At 52.0% G+C, this 21,296-nt stretch carries 16 protein-coding genes; 1 reads left to right on the forward strand and 15 read right to left on the reverse strand.

The genetic code is table 11. The annotated features are described in order from the left end of the window. Window positions 1-8: 8 nt before the first annotated feature. The 15 genes from BMW93_RS25780 to nirB form a co-directional block, all read right to left on the reverse strand. A complete protein-coding gene (locus BMW93_RS25780) occupies window positions 9-1,475 on the reverse strand; it encodes a sulfatase (protein WP_090383319.1) in 1,467 nt (488 codons plus the stop codon). A gap of 44 nt (window positions 1,476-1,519) precedes the next feature. Further along, the gene (locus BMW93_RS25785; RefSeq protein WP_090383162.1) at window positions 1,520-2,947 is read right to left on the reverse strand and encodes a RagB/SusD family nutrient uptake outer membrane protein; all 1,428 of its coding nucleotides are present in this window, start codon (window positions 2,945-2,947) and stop codon (window positions 1,520-1,522) included. A 263-nt stretch (window positions 2,948-3,210) separates the two neighbouring features. Next, the gene (locus BMW93_RS25790) at window positions 3,211-6,240 is read right to left on the reverse strand and encodes a TonB-dependent receptor (RefSeq protein WP_090383164.1); all 3,030 of its coding nucleotides are present in this window, start codon (window positions 6,238-6,240) and stop codon (window positions 3,211-3,213) included. 322 nt (window positions 6,241-6,562) lie between these two features. Continuing rightward, window positions 6,563-7,243, reverse strand: a complete 681-nt coding sequence (locus tag BMW93_RS25795) for a hypothetical protein (protein WP_090383167.1) — start codon at window positions 7,241-7,243, stop codon at window positions 6,563-6,565. Between the two features lie 58 nt (window positions 7,244-7,301). After that, window positions 7,302-8,681: a sulfatase gene (locus BMW93_RS25800; protein ID WP_090383170.1), complete on the reverse strand. Its 1,380-nt coding sequence runs from the start codon at window positions 8,679-8,681 to the stop codon at window positions 7,302-7,304. Window positions 8,682-8,699: 18 nt separating this feature from the next. Further along, complete coding sequence (locus BMW93_RS25805; protein ID WP_218147738.1) at window positions 8,700-11,021, reverse strand: arylsulfatase; 2,322 nt, start codon at window positions 11,019-11,021, stop codon at window positions 8,700-8,702. A 69-nt stretch (window positions 11,022-11,090) separates the two neighbouring features. Further along, window positions 11,091-12,023 carry a hypothetical protein gene (locus BMW93_RS25810; protein ID WP_090383172.1) on the reverse strand — a complete coding sequence of 311 codons (933 nt, stop codon included), beginning with the start codon at window positions 12,021-12,023 and terminating at the stop codon, window positions 11,091-11,093. Between the two features lie 353 nt (window positions 12,024-12,376). Beyond that, the gene (locus BMW93_RS25815) at window positions 12,377-12,775 is read right to left on the reverse strand and encodes a type II toxin-antitoxin system VapC family toxin (protein ID WP_090383175.1); all 399 of its coding nucleotides are present in this window, start codon (window positions 12,773-12,775) and stop codon (window positions 12,377-12,379) included. Next, window positions 12,772-13,014: a type II toxin-antitoxin system Phd/YefM family antitoxin gene (locus BMW93_RS25820; RefSeq protein WP_090383177.1), complete on the reverse strand. Its 243-nt coding sequence runs from the start codon at window positions 13,012-13,014 to the stop codon at window positions 12,772-12,774. Before BMW93_RS25820 ends, BMW93_RS25815 begins: the two co-directional genes overlap by 4 nt. A gap of 68 nt (window positions 13,015-13,082) precedes the next feature. Next, window positions 13,083-13,874, reverse strand: a complete 792-nt coding sequence (locus BMW93_RS25825; protein ID WP_090383180.1) for a hypothetical protein — start codon at window positions 13,872-13,874, stop codon at window positions 13,083-13,085. A gap of 131 nt (window positions 13,875-14,005) precedes the next feature. Further along, entirely contained in the window at window positions 14,006-14,914 is a 909-nt protein-coding gene (locus BMW93_RS25830; protein ID WP_090383182.1) for a ThuA domain-containing protein, read from the reverse strand. A gap of 76 nt (window positions 14,915-14,990) precedes the next feature. Further along, a complete protein-coding gene (locus BMW93_RS25835; protein WP_090383184.1) occupies window positions 14,991-15,653 on the reverse strand; it encodes a response regulator transcription factor in 663 nt (220 codons plus the stop codon). Between the two features lie 28 nt (window positions 15,654-15,681). Beyond that, window positions 15,682-17,109: an ATP-binding protein gene (locus tag BMW93_RS25840; RefSeq protein ID WP_090383187.1), complete on the reverse strand. Its 1,428-nt coding sequence runs from the start codon at window positions 17,107-17,109 to the stop codon at window positions 15,682-15,684. 44 nt (window positions 17,110-17,153) lie between these two features. Beyond that, window positions 17,154-17,507: a nitrite reductase small subunit NirD gene (gene nirD, locus BMW93_RS25845; RefSeq protein WP_090383188.1), complete on the reverse strand. Its 354-nt coding sequence runs from the start codon at window positions 17,505-17,507 to the stop codon at window positions 17,154-17,156. A gap of 235 nt (window positions 17,508-17,742) precedes the next feature. After that, entirely contained in the window at window positions 17,743-20,256 is a 2,514-nt protein-coding gene (nirB, locus tag BMW93_RS25850) for a nitrite reductase large subunit NirB (RefSeq protein WP_090383189.1), read from the reverse strand. 275 nt (window positions 20,257-20,531) lie between these two features. On the opposite strand from nirB, the gene cobA reads away from it, so the two are divergent. After that, on the forward strand, window positions 20,532-21,290 hold the full coding sequence (gene cobA, locus BMW93_RS25855; RefSeq protein ID WP_090383192.1) for a uroporphyrinogen-III C-methyltransferase: 759 nt from the start codon (window positions 20,532-20,534) through the stop codon (window positions 21,288-21,290). The last annotated feature ends 6 nt before the right edge of the window (window positions 21,291-21,296 follow it).

Below are 21,296 nucleotides of genomic sequence, written 5' to 3' on the forward strand. Positions count from 1 at the left end.
AAAAATCGCTATTCCTCGGTTGTTACCGCCCGTGCTCTACTTGACTTTGGCTGTGTGCCCGGCGCATATTCCGGATTCAGCTGCGTCGGGACCGGTGCATGCGTCTTTTGTTTCCAGGCTTCGAGTTTATCTTTCAACTCTTTCGTTTTGGCACGATTCGATTTCGCCAGATCTTTCGTCTCGCCGATGTCCGCGCGGATATTGTACAGCTCTACGCGTCCATCCTCGTAAAACTGGTGCAGTTTGAAATCACCCGAGCGAATGGTGCTGACCGGCCTCGTCCGGAATGCGTCCTTATTGCGCTGGTCGCCCTTGTAGGCTTCGAGGTACGCAGGAAAATGCCAGAAAATGTCGCGCTGCGCCGCCGGTTTGCCTGAAAGCAGCGGCAGGAAGCTCTGCCCGTCCACTTCCGCATTCAACGGTTTTTGAATGCTGGCCACTTCCAGCAACGTCGGGTAAAAATCGACGCCTATCACGGGCGAATCGGTTTGCGAACCGGCCTTCGTTTTACCCGGCCATTTCACGATCAGCGGCACGCGCACACCTCCTTCGTAAAGCATTCCCTTTGAGCCGCGCAACGGGTGCTGGGCCGTTACTGCGCCCATTCCGCCATTGTCGGAGAAAAACACCACGAGGGTATTTTCGGTCAGGTTCAATGCGTCGAGCTGCTTCAAAACGCGGCCAATGCCCTCGTCGGCGCTCTGGATCATCGCCGCGTACACGGGATTATGGTGATAAGCGTCGCCTTTTTTGGATTTGTATTTGGTAATAATGTCCGCCTTGGCTTCAATGGGCGTATGCACGGCGAAGTACGACAGGTACAGAAAAAACGGCTGCTGCTTGTGGGTGTCGAGGAACTTCAACGCCTCGTCGGTCAGCCGGTCGGTGAGGTATTCGCCTTCCTGGCCGGTGGTAATGCCCTCGTGGGGCGATGTTTTTCCATCTTTATTATAAGGATAGAAATAGGCGCTCGTGCCGCCCGTACCGCCAATTACGTGCTCAAACCCCTGCGCATGGGCGTCCGCGCCCTTGCCTTTCCCGCCCAACTGCCATTTACCGATCAGGCCGGTGCTGTAACCTGCATTTTTCAGTTCTTCCGCAATGGTCACGAAAGCGGGGTTTAAAACAGTATTATTCTCGATCGGGATCAGCTTGCGATCTACCGAGTTGCCCCGATCGGCATTACCTACCGTGTAAATGCCATGGCGCGGCGTGTATTTGCCCGTCATGAGCGAAGCGCGGCTCGGCGCGCAGTTCGGGCCAACGGAATAGGCCTGCGAAAACCACATCCCCTCCTTCCTCAGGCGGTCGATGTTGGGCGTTTCGTAGTATTTGCTACCCGCCGACCTCAGGTCGGTCCAGCCCCAGTCATCGACGAGGATGAAGAGGATATTCGGCTTTTCCTGCGTCTGCGCGAAGGCTTGCGTTGCGACGGCAGCCAGCAAAAGCAATGCTTTTGAAAGGTATTTTTTCATATAGAAGGTCATAAGGCATTATCCATCAGCTGATCAAAAAATCCTTACTCCCACCCCGGATTCTGCACCAGTTTCGGGTTCAAATCCATTTCGCGTTGCGGGATCGGGTGCAGGTAATGCTTCTCGGCGGCGTTGGTTTTACCGGCGGCGTGTAATGCGGTGATCATCCGTTTGGTACGCACAAGGTCGAACCAGCGCTGGAATTCAAACATCAGTTCCAGCCGACGTTCCGAATAGATCGCCTCGCGGAACTGGTCTTTACTCAATCCACTCAATACGTCCAGCCCCGCGCGCTTGCGGACGCGGTTCACGGCCGCGAAGGCATCGGTCGTCGGGCCGCCGGCTTCGTTCACCGCTTCGGCATAAATCAGCAATATTTCGGCAAACCGGATCACCGGGATATTCTTGGCCGATTCGGTCGGGTTCACGATCTGGGCCAGATCAAAATATTTGAAAAAACGTGGCGGGAAAGTGATTTCCTTACCGGTAGTAGGGCTCACGAGGGATGTAAAAAACGTAACGTCGCGGCGTTTATCCTTCTCACTGAACAGCTTATACACATCGGCATGCGGCTCGTCGGTACCCGCCGAAGCCACGCCCGGTATCCCTACCGGCGTCGCCGACGATGCCAGGCGGTTGCCCTGTCCATTGACATTCGATTTACATTGAACCGAGAAAATATGCTCTTTCCCGTTCTTGGTAGCCACATTGAAAACATCGGCGAAATTCTCGAACAAATCATAGCCATAAGGCCCGTTGATCACTTCCTGGCTTTTTGCGGCGGCCTTGTCCCACTCCTGGCGCGTGAGGTACACTTTGGCCAGAATGGATTTCGCAGCTCCACCGGTTGCCCGGCCAGCATCGGCCCCGGTAAATACGTTGGGCAATGCCTCGGCGTCGGTCAGGTCCTGGATGATCTGTTTGTAAACATCCTCCTTAGGCGTCCGCGTGACCTGGATAGCTTCGTTACCCAGCGAACCGTTTTCTTCCAATATCAGCGGCACATCGCCCCAGAGCCGCACGATATTGAAATAGGTTAGCGCACGCAGGAACTTCGCTTCATTCACAAGCCGCGTGCGTAAAGTGGCGTCCATTTCGATACCCGGAATGCGGGCAATGGCGATATTCGCACGGTTAATGGCCACATAACTTTCCCTCCACAGCTCGTCCACACGGTCGTTGGTAGTGGAATGCGCCAGTACGGAAATCGTACGTACATCCGCATTCGTCACGCGCAGGCCCGCGATGGCGTCGTCGGACATGATTTCGAATGCGAGGTGGAAAAGCCGGTTGTACATCGTAAGCCCCCCGTTGTTCAATGCGGCATTGTATACGGCGGTCACCGCGGCCAGCGCGTCGCTTTCGGTTTTGTAAAATTGTTCGGTCGTAATGAGGGAAGCGGGATCTTCATTCAGGTCCGTGCAGGCCGTGAAGCTGAAAATGCCCAATATCAGTAATAGTATCTTTTTCATATGTTGTCAGTTATGGTCGGTATTGTCATTGGTTCTCAGGAATTGTCACGGGTGGTCAGGTATTGTCGTTAGTTGTCAAGTATTGTCAGGGGTGGTCAGGTATTGTCGTTGGTTGTCAAGAATTGTTTTTCAATGACTATTCCTGACCGCGCTTGACAATACCTGACAATACCTGACAATACCTGACTACTCATGACAATACCTGACCACATTTGACAATACCTGACTACTCATGACAATACCTGACTCTTTACAAAGGGCACCTAAAACGAAATACTTAGACCGCCGAGAAACGACTTGCTACCGGGATACACGCTGTAATCGATGCCTTGTGCGAGCGTGCTTTGCTCGTTGCGGCTTACTTCGGGATCGAAGCCGGTGTATTTCGTCCAGGTCAGCAGGTTGGCGGCCGAAACGTACACCTTGATCTGGCTCGCGTGGATTTTGGAAGCGATGGACTTGGGCAGGTTGTAGCCCAGCGTCACGTTTTTCAGGCGCAGGAACGAGGCGTCCTCCACGTACCGGCTCGTATTTACCGGCGCCGGGTCTTCGAACGCGCGCTGGATTACATTGGTCGGGTTTGTGGGCGTCCAGCGCTCCAATGCGGTTACCGAGGCATTCTGCTGGCCGGTCAGGAGTTCGAGCTGCTGTTTGTTCTGGTTGAAAAGTTTGTTGCCGTAAGTTCCCTGGAAGAAGAAGCTCAGGTCGAAATTCAGGTAGGATAATGTGTTGGTAATCCCGCCCTGAAATTTCGGCTGGGCATTGCCAATGAGCGTCCGGTCGTCGGCTTGCGTAATCTTGCCGTCGCCATTGATATCGACATAGCGACGGTCGCCGGGCTTGGTTGTGGCCGGGTTAATGGTCGGCAGGTTGGCGATATCGTCGCCGGTCTGGAAGAGGCCATTGGTTTGATAACCATAAAAAGAACCTAATGGCTGGCCTACCTTGGCAATGTTAGCACCGGAAATAATGTAATCGGCGCCGTCACCGAGGGTTAGTACCTTATTTCGGTTGATAGAGAACACAAAATTGGTATTCCACGTAAATGCACCGGCGAAGTTTTCGGTGTTAATCCCCAATTCGATCCCCTTGTTCTCCACCGAACCATAGTTCTGCAATGCGGTCGACTGCCCGGTAGTATAGGGAATCGGCACGTTCAGGAGCAGGTTGGTCGTCTTTTTGTAATAGGCATCAAATACAAAATTGATGCGGTTTTTGTAAAGCGAAAGATCGATACCGGCGTCGTATTGCGCGGTGGTTTCCCAACCGAGATCCGGGTTGGCGATGCGGTTCGGGGCGAAACCGATGTAGGTCTGGCCGCCGAAGAAATAGGTAGTGGAATTCAGCGTCGCCAGCGACAGGTACTGGCCGATCTCCTGGTTACCCGTCACCCCGGCGCTCAGGCGGAGTTTCAGGTTGCTGATGGATTTGTAATTTGAAAGAAAATCCTCCCTCGAAATATTCCATGCAAATGCCGCGGAAGGAAAATAGCCCCACTTTTTGTCCTTACCAAAACGGGAAGAGCCATCGGCGCGGCCGCTCACCGTGAAAATGTATTTCTGGTCGATCGAATAGTTGATGCGCCCCAGCCAGGAGTTCAGCGCCCAGGCCGCCGAGCCCGACGACGGCTGGCTGTACACCGAGCCGCTTCCGAGGTCGTTGTATTCCAACTGGTCGGTCACGAACGCTTCGGACGCAGCAATGGCACTTTCGGTTTCAAATGCCTGCTGCGTGTACCCGACTACAACGTTGAGTGAATGCGTTTGGTTAACTGTTTTGGAATAACTTAAAGTATTCTCGTTCAGCCAGGTAGACGAAAATTTGGTACCGACCGAAGCCTTGCCCGTCGGGTTGGAGTTGGCGCCCTGGTAAATATCCGAAGGCACATATCGGTTTTGCTTGTTGTTGATCACATCCGCACCGAACGACACCTTGCCGACCAAGCCTTCCAGAAAAGTATATTCCCCATACACATTACCGAGCACCCGGTAGGTCTTAGTTTGGTTAACCTCTTTTTCCAAAGTGGCGATCGGGTTACCCAGCGGCGTCTCGAATTCGCTTTGATAAGTGTATTTGCCATTGGCATCGTACACATTTACGGTCGGCGGCATGGCGAGTAATGCATTCACGACGCCGTTGTTAGCCACCTGCGCCGTGATTTTGCTGGCCGTGAGGTTCACGCCTACCTTAAATTTGGAAGAAAAATCGCGGTCGAGGTTAATGCGCCCCGAATACCGCTCGAAATCGGTATTGCGCAGCACGCCGTCCTGCTTGAAATAGTTGCCCGAAATCGAATAGCGCGTACGGTCGTCCCCGCCGGTGAGCGACAGCTGGTGATTCTGGATCGGGGCCGAGCGGAATGCTTCGTTTTGCCAGTCGGTACCTTCGCCCAATGCGTCGATCTGCGCCTGGGTGTAATAGGGTGCTTTTCCGGAATTCACGCGCGCATCGTTTTTGAGCAATGCCCAATCCTTTGCGTTGGTAAGCACATCTACTTTTTTCAGGACTTTCTGGGTGCCGTAATAGGCGTCATAGGTCAAAGTATTCTGGCCGGCCTTCCCTTTTTTAGTTGTAATAATCACCACGCCGTTAGCACCCCGCGAGCCGTAAATGGCTGTCGCGGAGGCGTCTTTCAATACCTCGATGGACTCGATATCGCTCGGGTTCAGGCTGGAAAGCGCGTTAATGCTGGGCCCGGCCGTTACGCCCGCGCTGGCATCGGCATTGCTGTTGTAAACCGGAAAACCATCGATCACGTACAGCGGCTCGTTGCCGCCGGTAATGGAGTTGCCCCCGCGTATACGTATGCTCACGGCCGCGCCTGGCTGCCCCGACGTTTGCGTTACCTGCACGCCCGCCGCCGCGCCTTGCAATGCGCGGTCGAAGGAGCTGATAGGTTGTTTCAAAGCCAGTTGCGGCACCGAAGCGACGGAACCGGTGATATCGCCCTTTTTCTGCGTCCCATAACCGATCACAACCACCTCGTCGAGCACATTGGCGGTTTTCAGGACGATCTCGGCCGGCTCGCCGGTAAGTTCATAAATGTCGATTTCCTGCTGCTGGTAGCCGGTCAGGTTCACTTGCAATGTGAAGGGAAAATCGTCGGGTGCCGGGATGGAAAATTTGCCTTCGAGGTCGGTGGAGGCATAGCGCGAGGTGCCTTTGAGGACGACCGTCGCCCCGGGGACCGTCTGCCCGGTACCGTCCTTCACCACACCGGTGACGGTTTCCTGCGCGTAGGAATAACTTAAAAAGCCTGTCAGGAACAGGACCACGTAAAGGTACTTTCTCATTATTAGTATTAAGCGGGTTTATTAAATAATGCAACGGTTAACCGGGGAATCATCGAGTCGATGGTCCCCTGGCAGGAAAACATAACGCTAACTCGTATACGCAGTCCAGCATATACGCGAAATCCTGACCCTGTGTTTAAAGCATTACAGGCATTTGTAGATGTACCGTCTGGAAATGGTGGTTATTTCCGGTCGACAGGATTTCAATAAAATACTTACTCTATAAATTCGGTGGGCAAAGTAAATTTAAGTATCCCAATAATGCAAGGATAGCCTTGTATTATTGGGATATTTTAAGCCGTGAGCCTGGAATGAGATACAATTAATCGACTTTGGTTACTTTCAGGTCGGTGAAATGGCCGAGGCTGCCCGGCCCGATCCACAAGCCCACACTTCCGCGATGGTCTTTTCCCTGTTTAAGGTCGTTGACAATCAATGTAGGCTGCGCAGCGCCATTGACATACAACTTGGCGGTTTCGTCCTTCACCTCTATTTTTACCTTCGTCCATTCGGCCGGTACCATGTCGGCGTAGGCTTCGTATTTCTCCGGGGTTTCTTTGCGTAGTTTTTCCCACGGGAAACCGGGCATGGAAACGTATTGCGTCGAGTGGTTCCGGCGCACCTGGTCGTTGGCGCGGCCGTTGGTCGGGCGGATGTACAAAAGCTCCATTTTGGAAGTATCCGCAGCTACCCGGAATGCAATCCCGACAAACCCGCGGGCGCCTTCGCCAGAATTCGCCATCGGCTGTCCCGAAATGGTCGCTTCGATGGTACCGTTATGAAAATCAATATCTTTCAGCACGGCCAATGTCTTTTCGTTGACGGGCGCTTTGGGCATTTGCAGCGCAATGGCCTGTTTCCCCTTGTAATCCGTGGCGGTAACCGCCACCTGATAAGGCGTCAGCGAAGCAGGTTTGAGGTCGACCTGCTGTGCTCCGGCATTGCTGAAACAAAACGACAAGGCAAGCGACAGCCCCAGGGCGGTGGTTGTGATTTTTTTCATGGCTCGTTTTAAAGTAAAAATGGAATGGTTATCAAACACGTAACCATTCCAAAACTACTTACTTACCGGTATTTTTCCCAGCGGCGCGCTCTGCTCTTTTTTTGATGTGGCTGTCGTCGGAAGGCATCCGCTGCACGAGCGGCGGCGGGGTATCGCCGATCTTCTTTTTGTAGGCTTCCAGCGAGGTCAGCAGTTCCTTCGCTTTCGCCGGATTGGAATGCAAAAGGTTATTCTGCTCTCCGATGTCCGTTTTTAGGTTAAAAAGTAATGTATCTGCGGCGGGAACGATCGTCGCGTTGCCGATTTTCACGTCTTTCTGCGGCAGCCTGATCTTCCAGTCGCCCTTGCGGTAGGCTTCGATAATGCCATTGGAATAATAGGCAAACTCATCGCCCTTCCGCTTGCCGGTACCGAAAAGCACGGGGCTGATATCCTCCCCGTCGAGCGGCTTTTTGGTTTGTGTTTTCTGACTGCCTGTGAGGCTGATAATAGTCGGGTAAAGATCGAGATGCGTCGCCAGATCGTCATAAACCGTACCCGGCTTGATCTTGCCCGGCCAGTAAGCCACCGTCGGTACGCGCTGCCCGCCTTCGAATGTGGTGCCTTTGCCCTGCCGCAACGGCCCGGCCGAGCCACCTTCGACATCGAAGATCAGCCAGGGGCCATTGTCGCTCGTGAACACCACCAGCGTATTTTCTTCCAGACCATTCTTTTTCAATGCCTTTACCACCTCTCCCACGCTCCAATCGAGCTCTTCGATCACATCGCCGTACAGCCCTCTTTTGGATTTGCCCTCAAATTTCGGCGAAGCGTAAATCGGTACGTGCGGCATATTGTGGGTAATGTAGAGGAAAAACGGCTTGTTCTTGTTCTGGTCGATGAAGCGAACGGCCTCTTTGGTGTACGTCTGCGTAATGTATTTCTGGTTGACCTTAATGCTGTCAACATCGTTGCCGCGCAGGTACGCGACGCCCATCATGTCATTCGAATAGGGAATGCCGTAGTATTCGTCAAAACCATTTTGCAAAGGCAAAAACTGCCTGTGATGCCCCAAGTGCCATTTCCCGAAGATGGCAGTGCGGTAGCCGTTGCCTTTCAATGCTTCGGCGATGGTTACTTCTTCGGCGGGAATGCCCGTAAAACTCTCCGGGAAAAATACATGATCGATCCCCAGCCTGCGCGGGTAGCGCCCGGTAATGAGCGCCGCGCGAGTGGGACTGCACACGGGAGACGACGAATAAAATGAGGTCAGTTTGATACCGTTCGCGGCCAGCCCGTCGATATTCGGTGTCCGGATGTCCGTCGCGCCGAATGTGCCAATGTCGCCATACCCCAGGTCGTCAGCGAGGATAACAACGATATTGGGCCTCCGCTGGGTTTGCGCCTCGGCTGTCAGCGCAGCCAGGATCACCGCCGCGCCCATTAGTAGTCTTCTCATGGAAGGATATTTAAAATGTTACTTCTCCTTTTGTATTAAACCTACTTTCTCCTGATTCTCCTCTTGCTGATCGATTACCAGCTGCTTCACCTTCCCATTAAAGGCAAAAGTGCCGGGGTAATCTTTGGTAACCGGCGAGTTGAGGTCTTTCCCGACACTGAAACCGTCGGAAGAAGCCGATGCCAGGTATTTGGTACCGATACCAGCCTGCTCAGCCGCTTTTACGCCATTCAAAAGCAAAGTCACTTTTTTATCGGAAGAAAATTCAATACGAACGGTGTTCCGGCCTTCTTTCAAGGGTTTGGAAGCTGTTAGTACGACGGGTTTAACACCGTCGTTGAGCAGGTAATGCAATTGGTTTTGTTTTACATAAAGACTGCTTCCCCCGAGCAAACCGCCATTCGCAAAAATCACCCCCTCGGCATTCTTACCCACCTCGACCTCTGCCGTAATATCCACAGGCCCTTTTCCGATGTAAACCCGTGTTTTAATGGTTGTACCTTCATAAATCACCGTTTTCGGGCGGATGGGCGGCAGTGCGAGCCCTGCGCGGAAGTTTTTGAGCGGGTATACCTGGTATTTCTCCGCTTCCTCGTCGAACAGCTTTTTCAGCGCTTCCAGCTTTTCGGGATGTTTGGCGGCGAGGTCGTTGATCTCGTTCCAGTCTTCATTGATATTGTAAAGCTCCCATTTGTCGCGCTTGAAATCGGCTATGAAGTTAATGTCGGTCGTTTGCTCGCCGAATGTGTTCCTCGGGTGATACACACTTGCTTTCCAGCCATCCTTGTAAATAGCCCGGCCGCCGTGCAGTTCATAATACTGCTGCGTATGCCGCGCCGCCGCCTGCGCGTCGTTGAGCGAATAGGCCAGCGATGTGCCGTGGAATGGCCATTGCTTGTAGCCGTTGATCGCCGTCGGCACTTTCACGCCGGTCAGTTCGATGGTCGTCGGCAGGATGTCGGTCACGTGCGTGTATTGCGCGCGAAGGCCGCCCTTGTCGGTAATTCCTTTGGGATAATGCACGATGAGCGTGGTATGCGACGCGCCTTCCGCATTCACATCGCTTTTCCAATAGCGGAATGGCGTGTTCGTAGCCTGCGACCAGCCTAGCGGGTAGTTGGGATAGCTGTATTCGGTGCCCAGTTTGTCGTATTGGGATAACAGGAATTGGATATCGTCGCCGGATGACTTCTCCGCCGTACCTGCCGTGCCGGTGTAAGTACCTTCCTTGCTGCCGCCGTTGTCGCCTACCACGAGGAAAATCAGCGTATTATCCAACTGGCCGATCTGTTGCAGGTAATCCACCACCCGGCCCACTTCGTAATCGGTATAAGAAAGAAAACCCGCGTATACTTCCATAAAACGGGCATAAATCTTCTTCTCGTCGGCTGAAAGCGCGTTCCAGGGCTTGATACCGGTCTGCCGCGGCGGTAGTTGCGTGCCTTTGGGTGCCAGTCCGCCTGCTAATTGTCGCCGGAAAACTTTGTCGCGGTATTCGTCCCAGCCGCCGTCGAACTTGCCTTTGTACTTGTCGCTCCATTCACGCGCCACGTGATGCGGCGCATGTGCGGCACCGGTTGCGAGATAAAGGAAGAATGGCTTCTCCGCGTCGGCCGATTTCTGGTTAGCAATGTAGGAAATGGCTTTGTCGGACAAAAGCTGGTTCAAATGTTTGGTATTCGGCTCGATATCGATCGGTGAAGTTTCCTCGACCAGTTGCGGGTGCCATTGGTCGGTGGCGCCGCCCAGGAAACCGTAAAAATGCTCGAAGCCCCGGCCGGTCGGATAGCGGTTGTACGGCCCGGCGATGGTGAGGTCGCGCGGCTGGTTACCGTGCCATTTACCTAATGCAAATGTGTTATAGCCGTTTTCTTTGAAAATCTCCGCCACCGTTCCTGCCTCGAACGGGATATTGCCGTTGTAACCGGGCGCGCCGATGCCTAACTCGGCGTGATGCCCCATAGCCACGCTGTGCGGGTTCCTGCCTGTGAGCAGGGATGCGCGTGTAGGGCTGCAAATGCCGGTTGTGTGGAAATTCGTATAGCGCAGGCCGCCGTTGGCTAACTTTTCAAAATTAGGCGTATCGATGAGTCCGCCGAATGCCGACGTTGCACCGAAACCCACATCGTCTAGCAAGATCCACACGACGTTCGGCGCGCCTTTCGGAGCTTTGGGTTGTTCCTGCCACCATTGTTCCGTTTCTTCGATTGTCTTGCCCACCTTTCCACGGAACGGCTGAACGGGATCGTGCTGCGCCGAGACGCGGCTGAAAACGGTGGCGCCGAGCAACAGCATACCCAGCCGCTGCCTGGTGAGGGCGGATCGTAAATGTTTTGTCATAAAATTTTTGGAATGAATGGAAAACAAAAGCGGGCACAACCTGATGTCGTGCCCGCGGGCTTGCAAACCTTATTTTACAGCCTGAAATCTTTCCAGTTTCTCTTTCTCGTCGGCCAGGCGTTTGGCATCGGCTTTCAGATAACCGAATTGGTGAAGGTCTTTATCGGCATTCGCTGCCACCCAAAGCAGGAATTTCTTGGCTTCGGGGTTTGAATTATTTTTAGCGATTGAAAAATGAATATCCTCAACCGGCACATTTTTGACTTTTCCAGCTTCCAGCGTTGTAATGACCTGGTCCAGGTTTTCCAATGCCTTTTCTTCTTTCGAAACACGGCCATTGCCATCCAGGTCGACAGGGATGATCGTCAGCCCTTCCACCGGCTTGCGGCTTTGCAGGTCATACGCGAGGCCGGGCGTGGTGTACGTAATGCCAGTATCATCTTTCAAAAGCGCTTTGATCAAATGCTCGTCCGCACCGGCAATGGCCTTTCCTTTGATGTTCTGCTGCTCATAACCGAAGTATTTAGCGAAAGTCAGCGGCGCGCCGGCTTTTTGCAGGCGGGTATAGATCGTGTATTGCGTCGTCAGCGACTTGTCTTTTTCTGCATAAATATCGTGGAAGAAAATCTGCTTGTACGTTTTCTCGTTCAAACCTTTATCCGCATATTCTTTCGCAAACGTTGATTTTGCATTAGCCACCGGCAACAATGCATAACGACCGATCGAAATATACTCGCGGGTGTCCTTTACTTCCTTTTCCTGGTCATAGGCCTCGATCAGCAGATCATATTTCGCAGGATCGGTAATCGTACGCGTTTCGATGACGATTTGTGCCTTTGGGTTAGCGGCGGTGTATTCCTTGATCCATTTATCTACCAGAGGATAAGCGAAACGCACACCAGTTATGATTACCTTATTGTCGGTGGACTCCTGTGCAAATGCATTGGGAAAAGCAGTCAGTGCCAGGCCTGCTGCCAGAAAGATGCTCTTAAAATTTTTCATGATGTAAAAAGTGGTTGGAAGCGTGGGCCGATCAACCCACTGCATGATGAATGATATGTAACAGGACGAAAATCAGATTACAGCGAAACATACCGCCGTTAGCGCGAGCTCAACAACAGCAACAGGATACGGCAGCGAAGGAATAACCGGAAGGGCCCACCATAGGCACAATACTACTGCGCGAAGAATAACGATCCATCGATTTCATGTTTTGAAAAAGATTGTGGTACTGATCTCGTCTGCTGGTGGTTAACAGATAAAATCTACTAATTTGATAGACAAAGTAAGTTTAAAGAAATTGAAAACGCAAGGGGCGCATTGAAATTCGCTAAAAATTGGGAAAATTGAAGCGATTACCAGACGACTTGCAGGCCTTCGCTGGTGTATTTGCGGATGTTCTTGTCGATAGTAATAAGTGAACACTTCTGGCGAAGAGCCTGCCAGATTAACATCCGGTCGAATGGGTCTTTATGGTGGGTGGCTGAGAGTTTGTGGAAGGAGGAGCAGAGTTCATATGAGAGCGGCAATATGTTAAAGTCTGATTTAAGTGCAGCCAATACAAAATCTTCGGGATCAGCTCCGTTCAGATCCAGCTTTTGTATTGAACGTTTAATTGACATTTCCCAAAAACTTAATGCACTGACGACAATTGCATTGCTCTTATTTTCCAAAATCTGTTGAACATTGATAGGCAACTTTTCAAAATCTGTAAGTGCCCATATTAATGTGTGTGTATCCAAAAGGTAGGTCATAAGCCGAGAAATTCTTCTTCCGTCATGGAAAAGTCGTCTGCAAAAGTGACCGTCACTTTGCCTTTGAGCGCCCCCAATTTTCTAGGTTCGCTGTCTCTTGGAAGCAAATGTCCGGGAACAAGATACGCCTGAACCGCCTTCTGATCACCAAAAGTTACTCCTACCCTTTCTCCCTTTCTGAGCTCATCGAGTACCTGGGAAGAATTTGCCTCGATTTGATCCGCGCTGACAGTTATCATAGCATCCTGTGTTTGATTGATGATTCAAATTACTACATCTCAGGCAGTAATGTCAATAAAAAAAGCCGCTAATGTCCCAACGGTACCATTGCATTATCAACCGCCGGAGACTTGTGCTTCTTCCTGTTCCATTTCCTGAAATCCTTCCAGATGGCTTCGGGGTAAAGGTTTATTCCGTAACTATAATAGAACCCGCTGAACCGCTCGCGGAATTCGCCGGAAGAGAGGGCATTACGGTAGCCGATCTGCGAGTTGATGCCCGCCCAGCGCAATGCGCGGTACTCGCCGTACACGCCCACTTGCAGCGGAATGAAGTAGTCCTTGCGCGAGCCGGACGTGATGCCGTCGAACAGGTCGCGGAAGCGGGTGCTTTGGTTACCGATCCCTACTTCCAATGGCGTGGACAGTACCCATCGTTTATTGCGGATTGCTGTGTGCCAGTAGGCAAAGTTGGCGAATCGGACGTCGGTGGCGGTGTAGTAAGAGAGATTCAGCGGATCGGGGAATATATTATGCCAGTTGACTAGCCTCCGTGAGGCATTATAGCCCAGCCAGTAATAACCTGCCGTAAGTCGATTGCGTTTTTCGCCGAAAGTAATCCCCGCATTAACCCCGAAAACATTGATATGCTTGTGCTGGATAAATGTACCCCGCGCATCAAAATTAAAGAATAGCTTGACCTTATTCTGCGAGGTAAGTTTTTGTGAAGCGGCAGTGTCTTGTGCGACAGCTACCTTTTGTATAGCAGCAGTTGAATCCGTTTGCGCGTAAGAATGCCGCAGTCCTGCAAGAAGCAGGGTTAATAGTGTAAAAATAATCTTGTTAGGGCGCTTACGCGGTTGTTGGAAACCGTATTTCATCTCAACTTCAACACAAAACGGCACTGGGCCTGCTTCGTCTTTTGTCTGTCAGGACCACCGGGGTTATTGCAAGGTGTAACGCAAAACCGGCGAAAGAAATTTACGGATTAAAAAAATTTAATCTTCCGAGCTTATTCAACCCGCTTTGTGAGCGCATTCAGTTCATTATCAGTAGGCGTTGCGGAAGGGATTCCTTCGGCAGGAACATCGATCTTTGCGGCCCACGCAATGGCGTTCAGTACGAGTTTACGGAAGTTGTCGTTCTTCCAGTTCTTATGCATATGCCCGCCTGTGAAGCCAAATCCGCGACCGCCATCCGATCGCTCGAATGCCCAGGCCAGGGTTTGCATTTCTTTGCGCGTAATCACCGCCTCGCGCACGGCGGGGTTGTTGGAATGCGTACCATCGGGCTTATCCAGCGTCGATTCCGGTGGTAATGCCTGTAAAATGGGCGTTACACCTTTCATTCCGGGCGTGAAACGCATGTGGTAGTACCATTCGTCGAGAATCGTGAAAGGCTTTACGCCACGGGCGACCGGGTGATCGGGAAAACGCGCGAAACTGGCTTCCCAGACGGGGTTTACCGACCAATTGGTTTCGAAATACCCTCCTATCCATTTCAAAAAGCGTTCTCCGCCAGCCTGCGCGTCAACTTCCAGGGAAAAATGCAGGTTGACAATACCCGTACCGCGTGCCGTTAGTTCTTCCATTTTAGCCGCATGTACAAGCTCTAAATGATCCTTGCCGCCGCCATCCAGGTAGAATACGATCGCTGCCGCATTATCCAGCACCGATTCGTCCTGCGGCCATCCGTTACGCACGATCACAGCTTCGGCCCCTGGCAGGCTGTCGTTCAATGCTTTGGCAAGTATTGTGCAGCCGCCGTTATGTTCGTGCTCGCCTTTGCCATGGCTGTCGGGACCGGCGATGAAGACAATCCTTTTCTTAGCTAAATTCGCATTGGCAGCTGATTTAACCTGCGCATTTGCCGCTGTACACAGCAGCGTCATGCTCAATATGAAGGCGAATATCCTGTCCATTGTTTCCCAGTTTTATTGACGGTTCGTTTTCGAAACCGGTAACCGGGTTTGGAAGGCATAAAAATCAGGCCATAGGTTACTTCATAGCGAGACTGATCAGCTCCGCGGTGTTTTTCACATTGGCCTTTTTCATGATGCTCGCGCGCTGATTGGCAACGGTGTTGGAACTGATATCGAACTTTTCGGCAATGTCCTTGCTGCTCATGCCTTCGGTGAGGCATTTCAGGATTTGTTGTTCGCGCGGGGTAATGATTTTCCAGATCGACTTCTCCTGGACTTCCTCCTGCACAGGACGCGCGTCGCTCACGCGGGAGAGTTGTTTGAGGAGATTTTTGATGATCACCGATGACGCATAAGGCGGAAAGTAGAACTCGCCTTTGGCGATAGCACGGATGGCTTTGAGCATTTCGTCGCGGCTGGTGTCTTTTTCCAGGTATCCCGCAGCACCGTTCAGTGCCGACGAAAGCATGTAGTCTGTGTTGTTGTGCATGCTGAACACGAGGATTTTGGCAGACGGGAATACCGGCACGATCTGTTTGATCACGTCCAGGCCCGGCATCCGGGGCATTGTCAGGTCGAGCAGGATCACATCGGGCTTCACTTTCTCGACCATATCCCATACCTCGTCGCCGTCCGAGGCTTCGCCGGCAATGATCAGGTCTTCTTCATCTTCGAGCAGGGTGATAATGCCCTGCCTCACTACCGAATGGTCGTCTACAACTAGAATCCGAATAGGCATACGTGGTCAGCTAATCAGCAATAAGTCATTATAAATCAACCCGAACGACCAGTCTCGTACCGCTATCGACTTTGGAAATGATTTCTATTTCACCATTCAAAAGCTGGGTGCGCGTACGGATATTTTCCATCCCGTTACGGGTCAGGAACTGTCCTTCTGACTTTAAATTACTAATTAAAAATCCTTTTCCGTCATCGGCGATTTCCAAAACAATGCGATTCTTATTTTGTTCCAATTTTATCTTGATCCGATCCGCATTCGCATGTTTCACGGCATTGTTCAACGCTTCCTGCGCAATACGGTACAACCCGATTTCCATCGGACGGCCCATCATGATGCGCTCGCCGGTCTCGCCTTCAAACAAAACTTTGATCCCCGACAAGTCGGCAGCCTGCTGGCAGAGCAGTTTCAAGGCCGATGCCAGCCCGAAATCGCTGAGCACGGAAGGCATGAGGTTAAACGATACCTGCCGGGTTGTCTGGATAATATCCTGAATGAGTACTACCAGCTGATCGAAGCGTTTCTGGTGTTTTTCGTCGTGAAACTGGACGGCTTTTAATTTCTCTGCATGGAGTTTGAGGCCGGTCAGCATCTGACCTATCCCGTCGTGCAGCTCCAATGCAAAACGTTTCCGCTCCTCTTCCTGGCCTTCAATTAATGCCGCTGCCCGGACACGGTCTTCGGCGAGCTGTAACTCATATTTTTCCTCTTCAAGTCGCAGCAATTCTTTCTGCGTTTCCAGGAGTTGAATATTGGCTTCTTTTAATCGCTGGTTAGAAAACTGCAATGCATCTTCCGACTCGGTCAGCATCCGCACCACACGGCGCGTGGTATTCACTACCGGCCTAAAAATCAACAACCCCTCTGCCACGAGCACGAGAATCGTCATCAGATCCAGTATCCATTCGATGCGTTCCAGGTTTTGGAGCCTTTCAAAACTCTCTTTATCAAACTGGAATACAATGCGGTTCATTTGCGCCAGAAACTCCGGCTCGTGGGCAAGTACCTGCGCCAATGCCTGCTGTCTCACGGCCAGGTCGGAATTGTCGCGGCCTATGATGACCAGATTTTGATAAATGCGGTCAAAAATGGGGGCCAGTTCGCGGAACATCGTGTCCAGCGGCTGGCTTTTCCAGGTAACAAAACCCTTTTCTACGGGAAGTCGTCTCGATACGAGGTCTTCGTGGCTGTCTTTCCATAATGTGAGCAATGCGTCAAAACGCACGGAATCGCGGTGCTCGATGCCGTTGATTTTCAATACGGCCAGCTTAGTAAGCCGCTGGCTGAGCATTCGCTGACGACCGGCCACGTTTACCAGCCGGCTGTCGTGGTTAAGGTTCCTGATCGTTCGCCTGATCAGAAACAGGCCGCTCACGGTAAGCAAAGCTACCACGCACAATGCCACTACATAAAACCGCGTCAGGCTGCCCGCCACGCGTTTGTCGAGTCTCTCCATTTGCTAGCCCGGCGTTGAAACCCCGGGTTGATAATACCCAATGCTCACAGGCCGATGTAGACCCGGTTCTCTTTTACCATTACTGGAAAAGTATTGATCCGGTACTCATCATCGTTCAGGCACTGTCCGGTTTGCAATGAAAAGGTTTTTTTATGAAAAGGGCAAGCTACTTTCGGTTCTTCTCCATGGCTGCCGATCATTCCGCGCGAAAGCGCCATTTGCTGGCGGTGCGGGCATTGGTTGTCGGTGGCGTACCACTCTCCTCTCCGTGCAAAGTTGTAGATGGCAATTTGTCTGCCGCTGATAAACGCGCAGCCTCCGCCGTCTTCGGGGATATCGTCGACGAAGCATGCCATGTGCCAGGTTACTGCATTGATTGTGTCGGTGATCGTTTCCATCTGTCTGTAAGGTTGGTCGTTGGGGCCCAGGGTTGAAACCCTGGGTTAAAAATCTTTTGCTGCTGATTTGATTCTCTATCGATCCCCGGGTTAAAACCCGGGGCAATGGGATTTTTAATCCATTCCCGTCGGCTTCAGCCAACGGATGGCCATTGCAATGGATTTTATTTTTAATCCATTCCCGTCGGCTTCAGCCAACGGATGGCCGATGGATACCGCGCCCGCGGAGCCCGCATTATGCCCATTCTTTCGCGCGCTTCTGCTCTCGCATATCCGCAAATGTGATGCTAGGGTCTTTCATCGGCGTGTTCACGAAGTGCGTGAAGCGCTTGCGCAGCTCTGGGCTTTCCACCACTTCGCGCCATTCGCATTTGTAGACGTCGATAAGGTTTTGCATATCGCGTTCGAGTTCATCGGCAATGCCCAACACGTCGTCCACGACGACTGCCTTGAGGTAGTTTATACCGCCTTCCATTTTGTTGAGCCAGGTAGCGGTACGCGTCAGAGGATCAGCGGTTTTGATGTAGAACATCAGGAAGCGGTCGATCAGGCGGAGACAGGTTTCCTTATCCACATCGCTGGCGAGCAGTAGCGCGTGCTGTGGTTTCGCGCCGCCATTGCCGCATACAAACAGGTTCCAGCCCTTGTCGGTAGCGATAATACCGAAATCTTTGCTCTGCGCCTCCGCGCATTCACGTACGCAACCCGATACCGCCGATTTCAGCTTATGCGGGGAGCGCAATCCTTTGTAGCGGTCTTCCACTTCGATCGCAAACGATACAGAATCCTGCACTCCGAAACGGCACCAGGTCGAGCCCACGCAGCTTTTCACGGTTCGCAGCGATTTACCATAAGCATGACCGCTTTCAAAGCCTGCTCCGATCAGCTCTTCCCAGATATCCGGCAAGTCGCCCAGGTGCGCGCCGAAGAGGTCGATGCGCTGGCCGCCGGTGATTTTGGTATACAAGCCATATTTCTGCGCTACCTGACCAATCACGATCAGCTTCTCAGGTGTAATTTCTCCACCGGGAATCCGCGGCACGACCGAATAAGTACCGCCTTTCTGGATATTCGCCAGGTAGCGATCGTTCGAGTCCTGCACCACAGCACGGTCTTTTTCAAGGATGTTTTCATTCCAAAGACTGGCCAGCACCGAGGCTACCAATGGCTTGCAGACCTCGCAACCATCACCTTTTCCGTGATGATCCAGCACGGCACCGTACGTCTTCAACCCATTCATTTTCACAAGATCCATCAGCTCTTGTCGCGAGTAATCGAAATGCTCGCAGATCACATTGCGGACATAAACGCCTTTTTCCTTCATCACACCCGCAATCAGGTCTTTCACCATCGGAATACAACCGCCGCAGCCTGTACCGGCCTTGCAGCATTTCTTCAATGCATCCACGGTTTGATGGCCGTTTTCACCTACTTCATGACAAATCATGCCCTTGGTAACGGCCTCGCACGAGCATATGAGCGCGTCGTCGGGCAGGCTCATCACGCCTGCGCCCGCTTCCTCGCCCCCGCGTGAGCCCAGGATCAGGTCTTCCGAGTCGGGTGGCAGGATGGTTTTGTTTTTGCAGGTTTGCAGCAGCATATTGTATTGCTCAGCCTCGCCTACCAGGATACCACCGAGCAGTGTCTTACCGTCGGTGCTTACATTAATGCGTTTATAAATGCCCTTCGCTTTGTTCTCATAACGGATCGTGCGGCAGGCCGGCTCCTCCACGAACGGGTCGCCGAAGCTCGCCACGTCGGTACCGATCAGTTTCAACTTGGTCGACATGTCGTAAGGTAAAAACTCCTTTTCACCGCCTGTCAGCATGGTTGCCACGACATCGGCCATTTCGTAGCCCGGCGCGATGAGACCGTAGATCATATGGTGGGCCAATGCACATTCCCCGATCGCGAAAATCGACGGATCGGAGGTTTGCAATTGACTATTCACCACAATACCACCGCGTGGATGCGTTTCAAGCCCTGCTATTTTCGCCACTTCATCGCGCGGGCGGATACCAGCGGAAATCACGAGCATATCCACATCAAGGAAGCTATCGGCGAACTGCATTCCTTCAATGCGGTCGTCGCCCTTGATTTCCTGCGTGCTTTTGGAAAGGTGTATCTGTAAACCGAGCGATTCGAGCTGGCTTTGCAACATGCGCGAACCGGCGTCGTCGATCTGCCTCGGCATGAGGCGCGGGGCGAATTCTACCACGTGTGCTTCTTCCAGGCCCAGGTCGAGCAATGCCTTTGCCGCCTCCAGACCGAGCAGCCCGCCACCGAGTACCGCACCCTTTCTCGCCTTTTTAGCATACGACTGGATCAGTTCCAGGTCCTCTATCGTGCGGTACACGAATACCCCGTCCTTTTCAACCCCCGGGATCGAAGGAACGAATGCCCCCGAGCCGGTTGCCATGACAAGGTAGTCATAATATACTATATGTCCATGGTGTGAACGCACCAGTTTCTCTTCCCTGTCGATATCCACCACCGGGTCGGACAAAAACAGCCGTATCCCGTTTTCTGCATACCAGTCGACACCCGCCATTGTCAGATCATCGGCCGATTTGCCCGCAAAAAACTCGCTCAAATGTACTCTGTCGTAGGCAGCGCGAGGCTCTTCGCCGAATACGGTGATCGAAAAATCCTGTCCGTCTTTTTTTCTCGAGAGCAGCTTTTCACAGAATTTGTAGCCCACCATACCATTGCCAACTACGACGATCCGGGTGTTTGAAACAGTTTTCATAGTAATTAATAACTATTGATTTGTGAAAACATAATTATTTTGTTGTACTATTTTAATATTATGTGTGTATTATCATTTTTTCGATAGGTCAAAAGTAAATCGTGTTTTCTGGAATTCCTAACTTTTAATTCGTATTTATGATCAAAAACAAACATAAATTTTGGCAAAATGATTGTTTTATAAAATTTAACTAGTAAATTTGAACCAATAAATGATATAGTTACAAAATACTATATATAGTACATTTCTAATATTCACCCTATTATATATAAGAGATGGAAGCGAAACTGACACTGGTAGGAGCCGGCCCGGGCGACAGCGAACTGATCACACTGAAAGGGATGCGCGCATTACAAACCGCCGATGTGGTGCTGTACGACGAACTCGCCAACGCGGCTTTCCTGGAATTTGCGCCCGCCCACGCATTGAAGATGTATGTAGGCAAAAAAGTAGGGAACCCTTCCTTCTCGCAGGATGAAATCAATGGCCTGATCGTCCGCCTCGCCCGCAAGCGCGGTCATGTGGTACGGCTCAAAGGCGGCGACCCGTTTGTGTTCGGCCGCGGACATGAGGAGATCGAATACGCCCGGGACCACGACATCCTTTGCGAAATGGTACCGGGCATTTCCAGCAGCATTGCAGTACCCGCTTCGCTCGATATACCGGTTACACGCCGGGGATTAAGCGAGAGCTTCTGGGTGATCACGGGCACGACGCAGAACGGCGAGCTTTCGGACGATCTCCGGCTGGCAGCGCAGTCGCGCGCGACGGTGATTGTTTTGATGGGTTTGAATAAACTGGAAGAGATTTGCGCATTATACAAACACTTCGGACGCGGCCATTTGCCGATGGCGGTGATCCAGAACGGCACCCGGCCCGATGAGAAGAGTGTGGTGGGACAGGTTTGGGAAATGCCGAGGCTCGTGCGCGAGGCCGGCATCGGCACGCCCGCGATTATGGTGATGGGCGAAGTAGTGGCCCTCAGCCCGACTTATGCATTGGAATACCTGCAAAATATGCAGATGGCATTTTGACCCGCT

It is taken from the genome of Dyadobacter sp. SG02, assembly GCF_900109045.1.
Classification (GTDB): Bacteria; Bacteroidota; Bacteroidia; order Cytophagales; family Spirosomataceae; genus Dyadobacter.

Bases quoted from the DNA above. Each gene is read 5' to 3' on its own strand.
- BMW93_RS25780 (WP_090383319.1), bottom strand. From the start codon at position 1,475: ATGAAAAAATACCTTTCAAAAGCATTGCTTTTGCTGGCTGCCGTCGCA.
- BMW93_RS25785 (WP_090383162.1), bottom strand. From the start codon at position 2,947: ATGAAAAAGATACTATTACTGATATTGGGCATTTTCAGCTTCACGGCC.
- BMW93_RS25790 (WP_090383164.1), bottom strand. From the start codon at position 6,240: ATGAGAAAGTACCTTTACGTGGTCCTGTTCCTGACAGGCTTTTTAAGT.
- BMW93_RS25795 (WP_090383167.1), bottom strand. From the start codon at position 7,243: ATGAAAAAAATCACAACCACCGCCCTGGGGCTGTCGCTTGCCTTGTCG.
- BMW93_RS25800 (WP_090383170.1), bottom strand. From the start codon at position 8,681: ATGAGAAGACTACTAATGGGCGCGGCGGTGATCCTGGCTGCGCTGACA.
- BMW93_RS25805 (WP_218147738.1), bottom strand. From the start codon at position 11,021: ATGACAAAACATTTACGATCCGCCCTCACCAGGCAGCGGCTGGGTATG.
- BMW93_RS25810 (WP_090383172.1), bottom strand. From the start codon at position 12,023: ATGAAAAATTTTAAGAGCATCTTTCTGGCAGCAGGCCTGGCACTGACT.
- BMW93_RS25815 (WP_090383175.1), bottom strand. From the start codon at position 12,775: ATGACCTACCTTTTGGATACACACACATTAATATGGGCACTTACAGAT.
- BMW93_RS25820 (WP_090383177.1), bottom strand. From the start codon at position 13,014: ATGATAACTGTCAGCGCGGATCAAATCGAGGCAAATTCTTCCCAGGTA.
- BMW93_RS25825 (WP_090383180.1), bottom strand. From the start codon at position 13,874: ATGAAATACGGTTTCCAACAACCGCGTAAGCGCCCTAACAAGATTATT.
- BMW93_RS25830 (WP_090383182.1), bottom strand. From the start codon at position 14,914: ATGGACAGGATATTCGCCTTCATATTGAGCATGACGCTGCTGTGTACA.
- BMW93_RS25835 (WP_090383184.1), bottom strand. From the start codon at position 15,653: ATGCCTATTCGGATTCTAGTTGTAGACGACCATTCGGTAGTGAGGCAG.
- BMW93_RS25840 (WP_090383187.1), bottom strand. From the start codon at position 17,109: ATGGAGAGACTCGACAAACGCGTGGCGGGCAGCCTGACGCGGTTTTAT.
- nirD (WP_090383188.1), bottom strand. From the start codon at position 17,507: ATGGAAACGATCACCGACACAATCAATGCAGTAACCTGGCACATGGCA.
- nirB (WP_090383189.1), bottom strand. From the start codon at position 20,256: ATGAAAACTGTTTCAAACACCCGGATCGTCGTAGTTGGCAATGGTATG.
- cobA (WP_090383192.1), top strand. From the start codon at position 20,532: ATGGAAGCGAAACTGACACTGGTAGGAGCCGGCCCGGGCGACAGCGAA.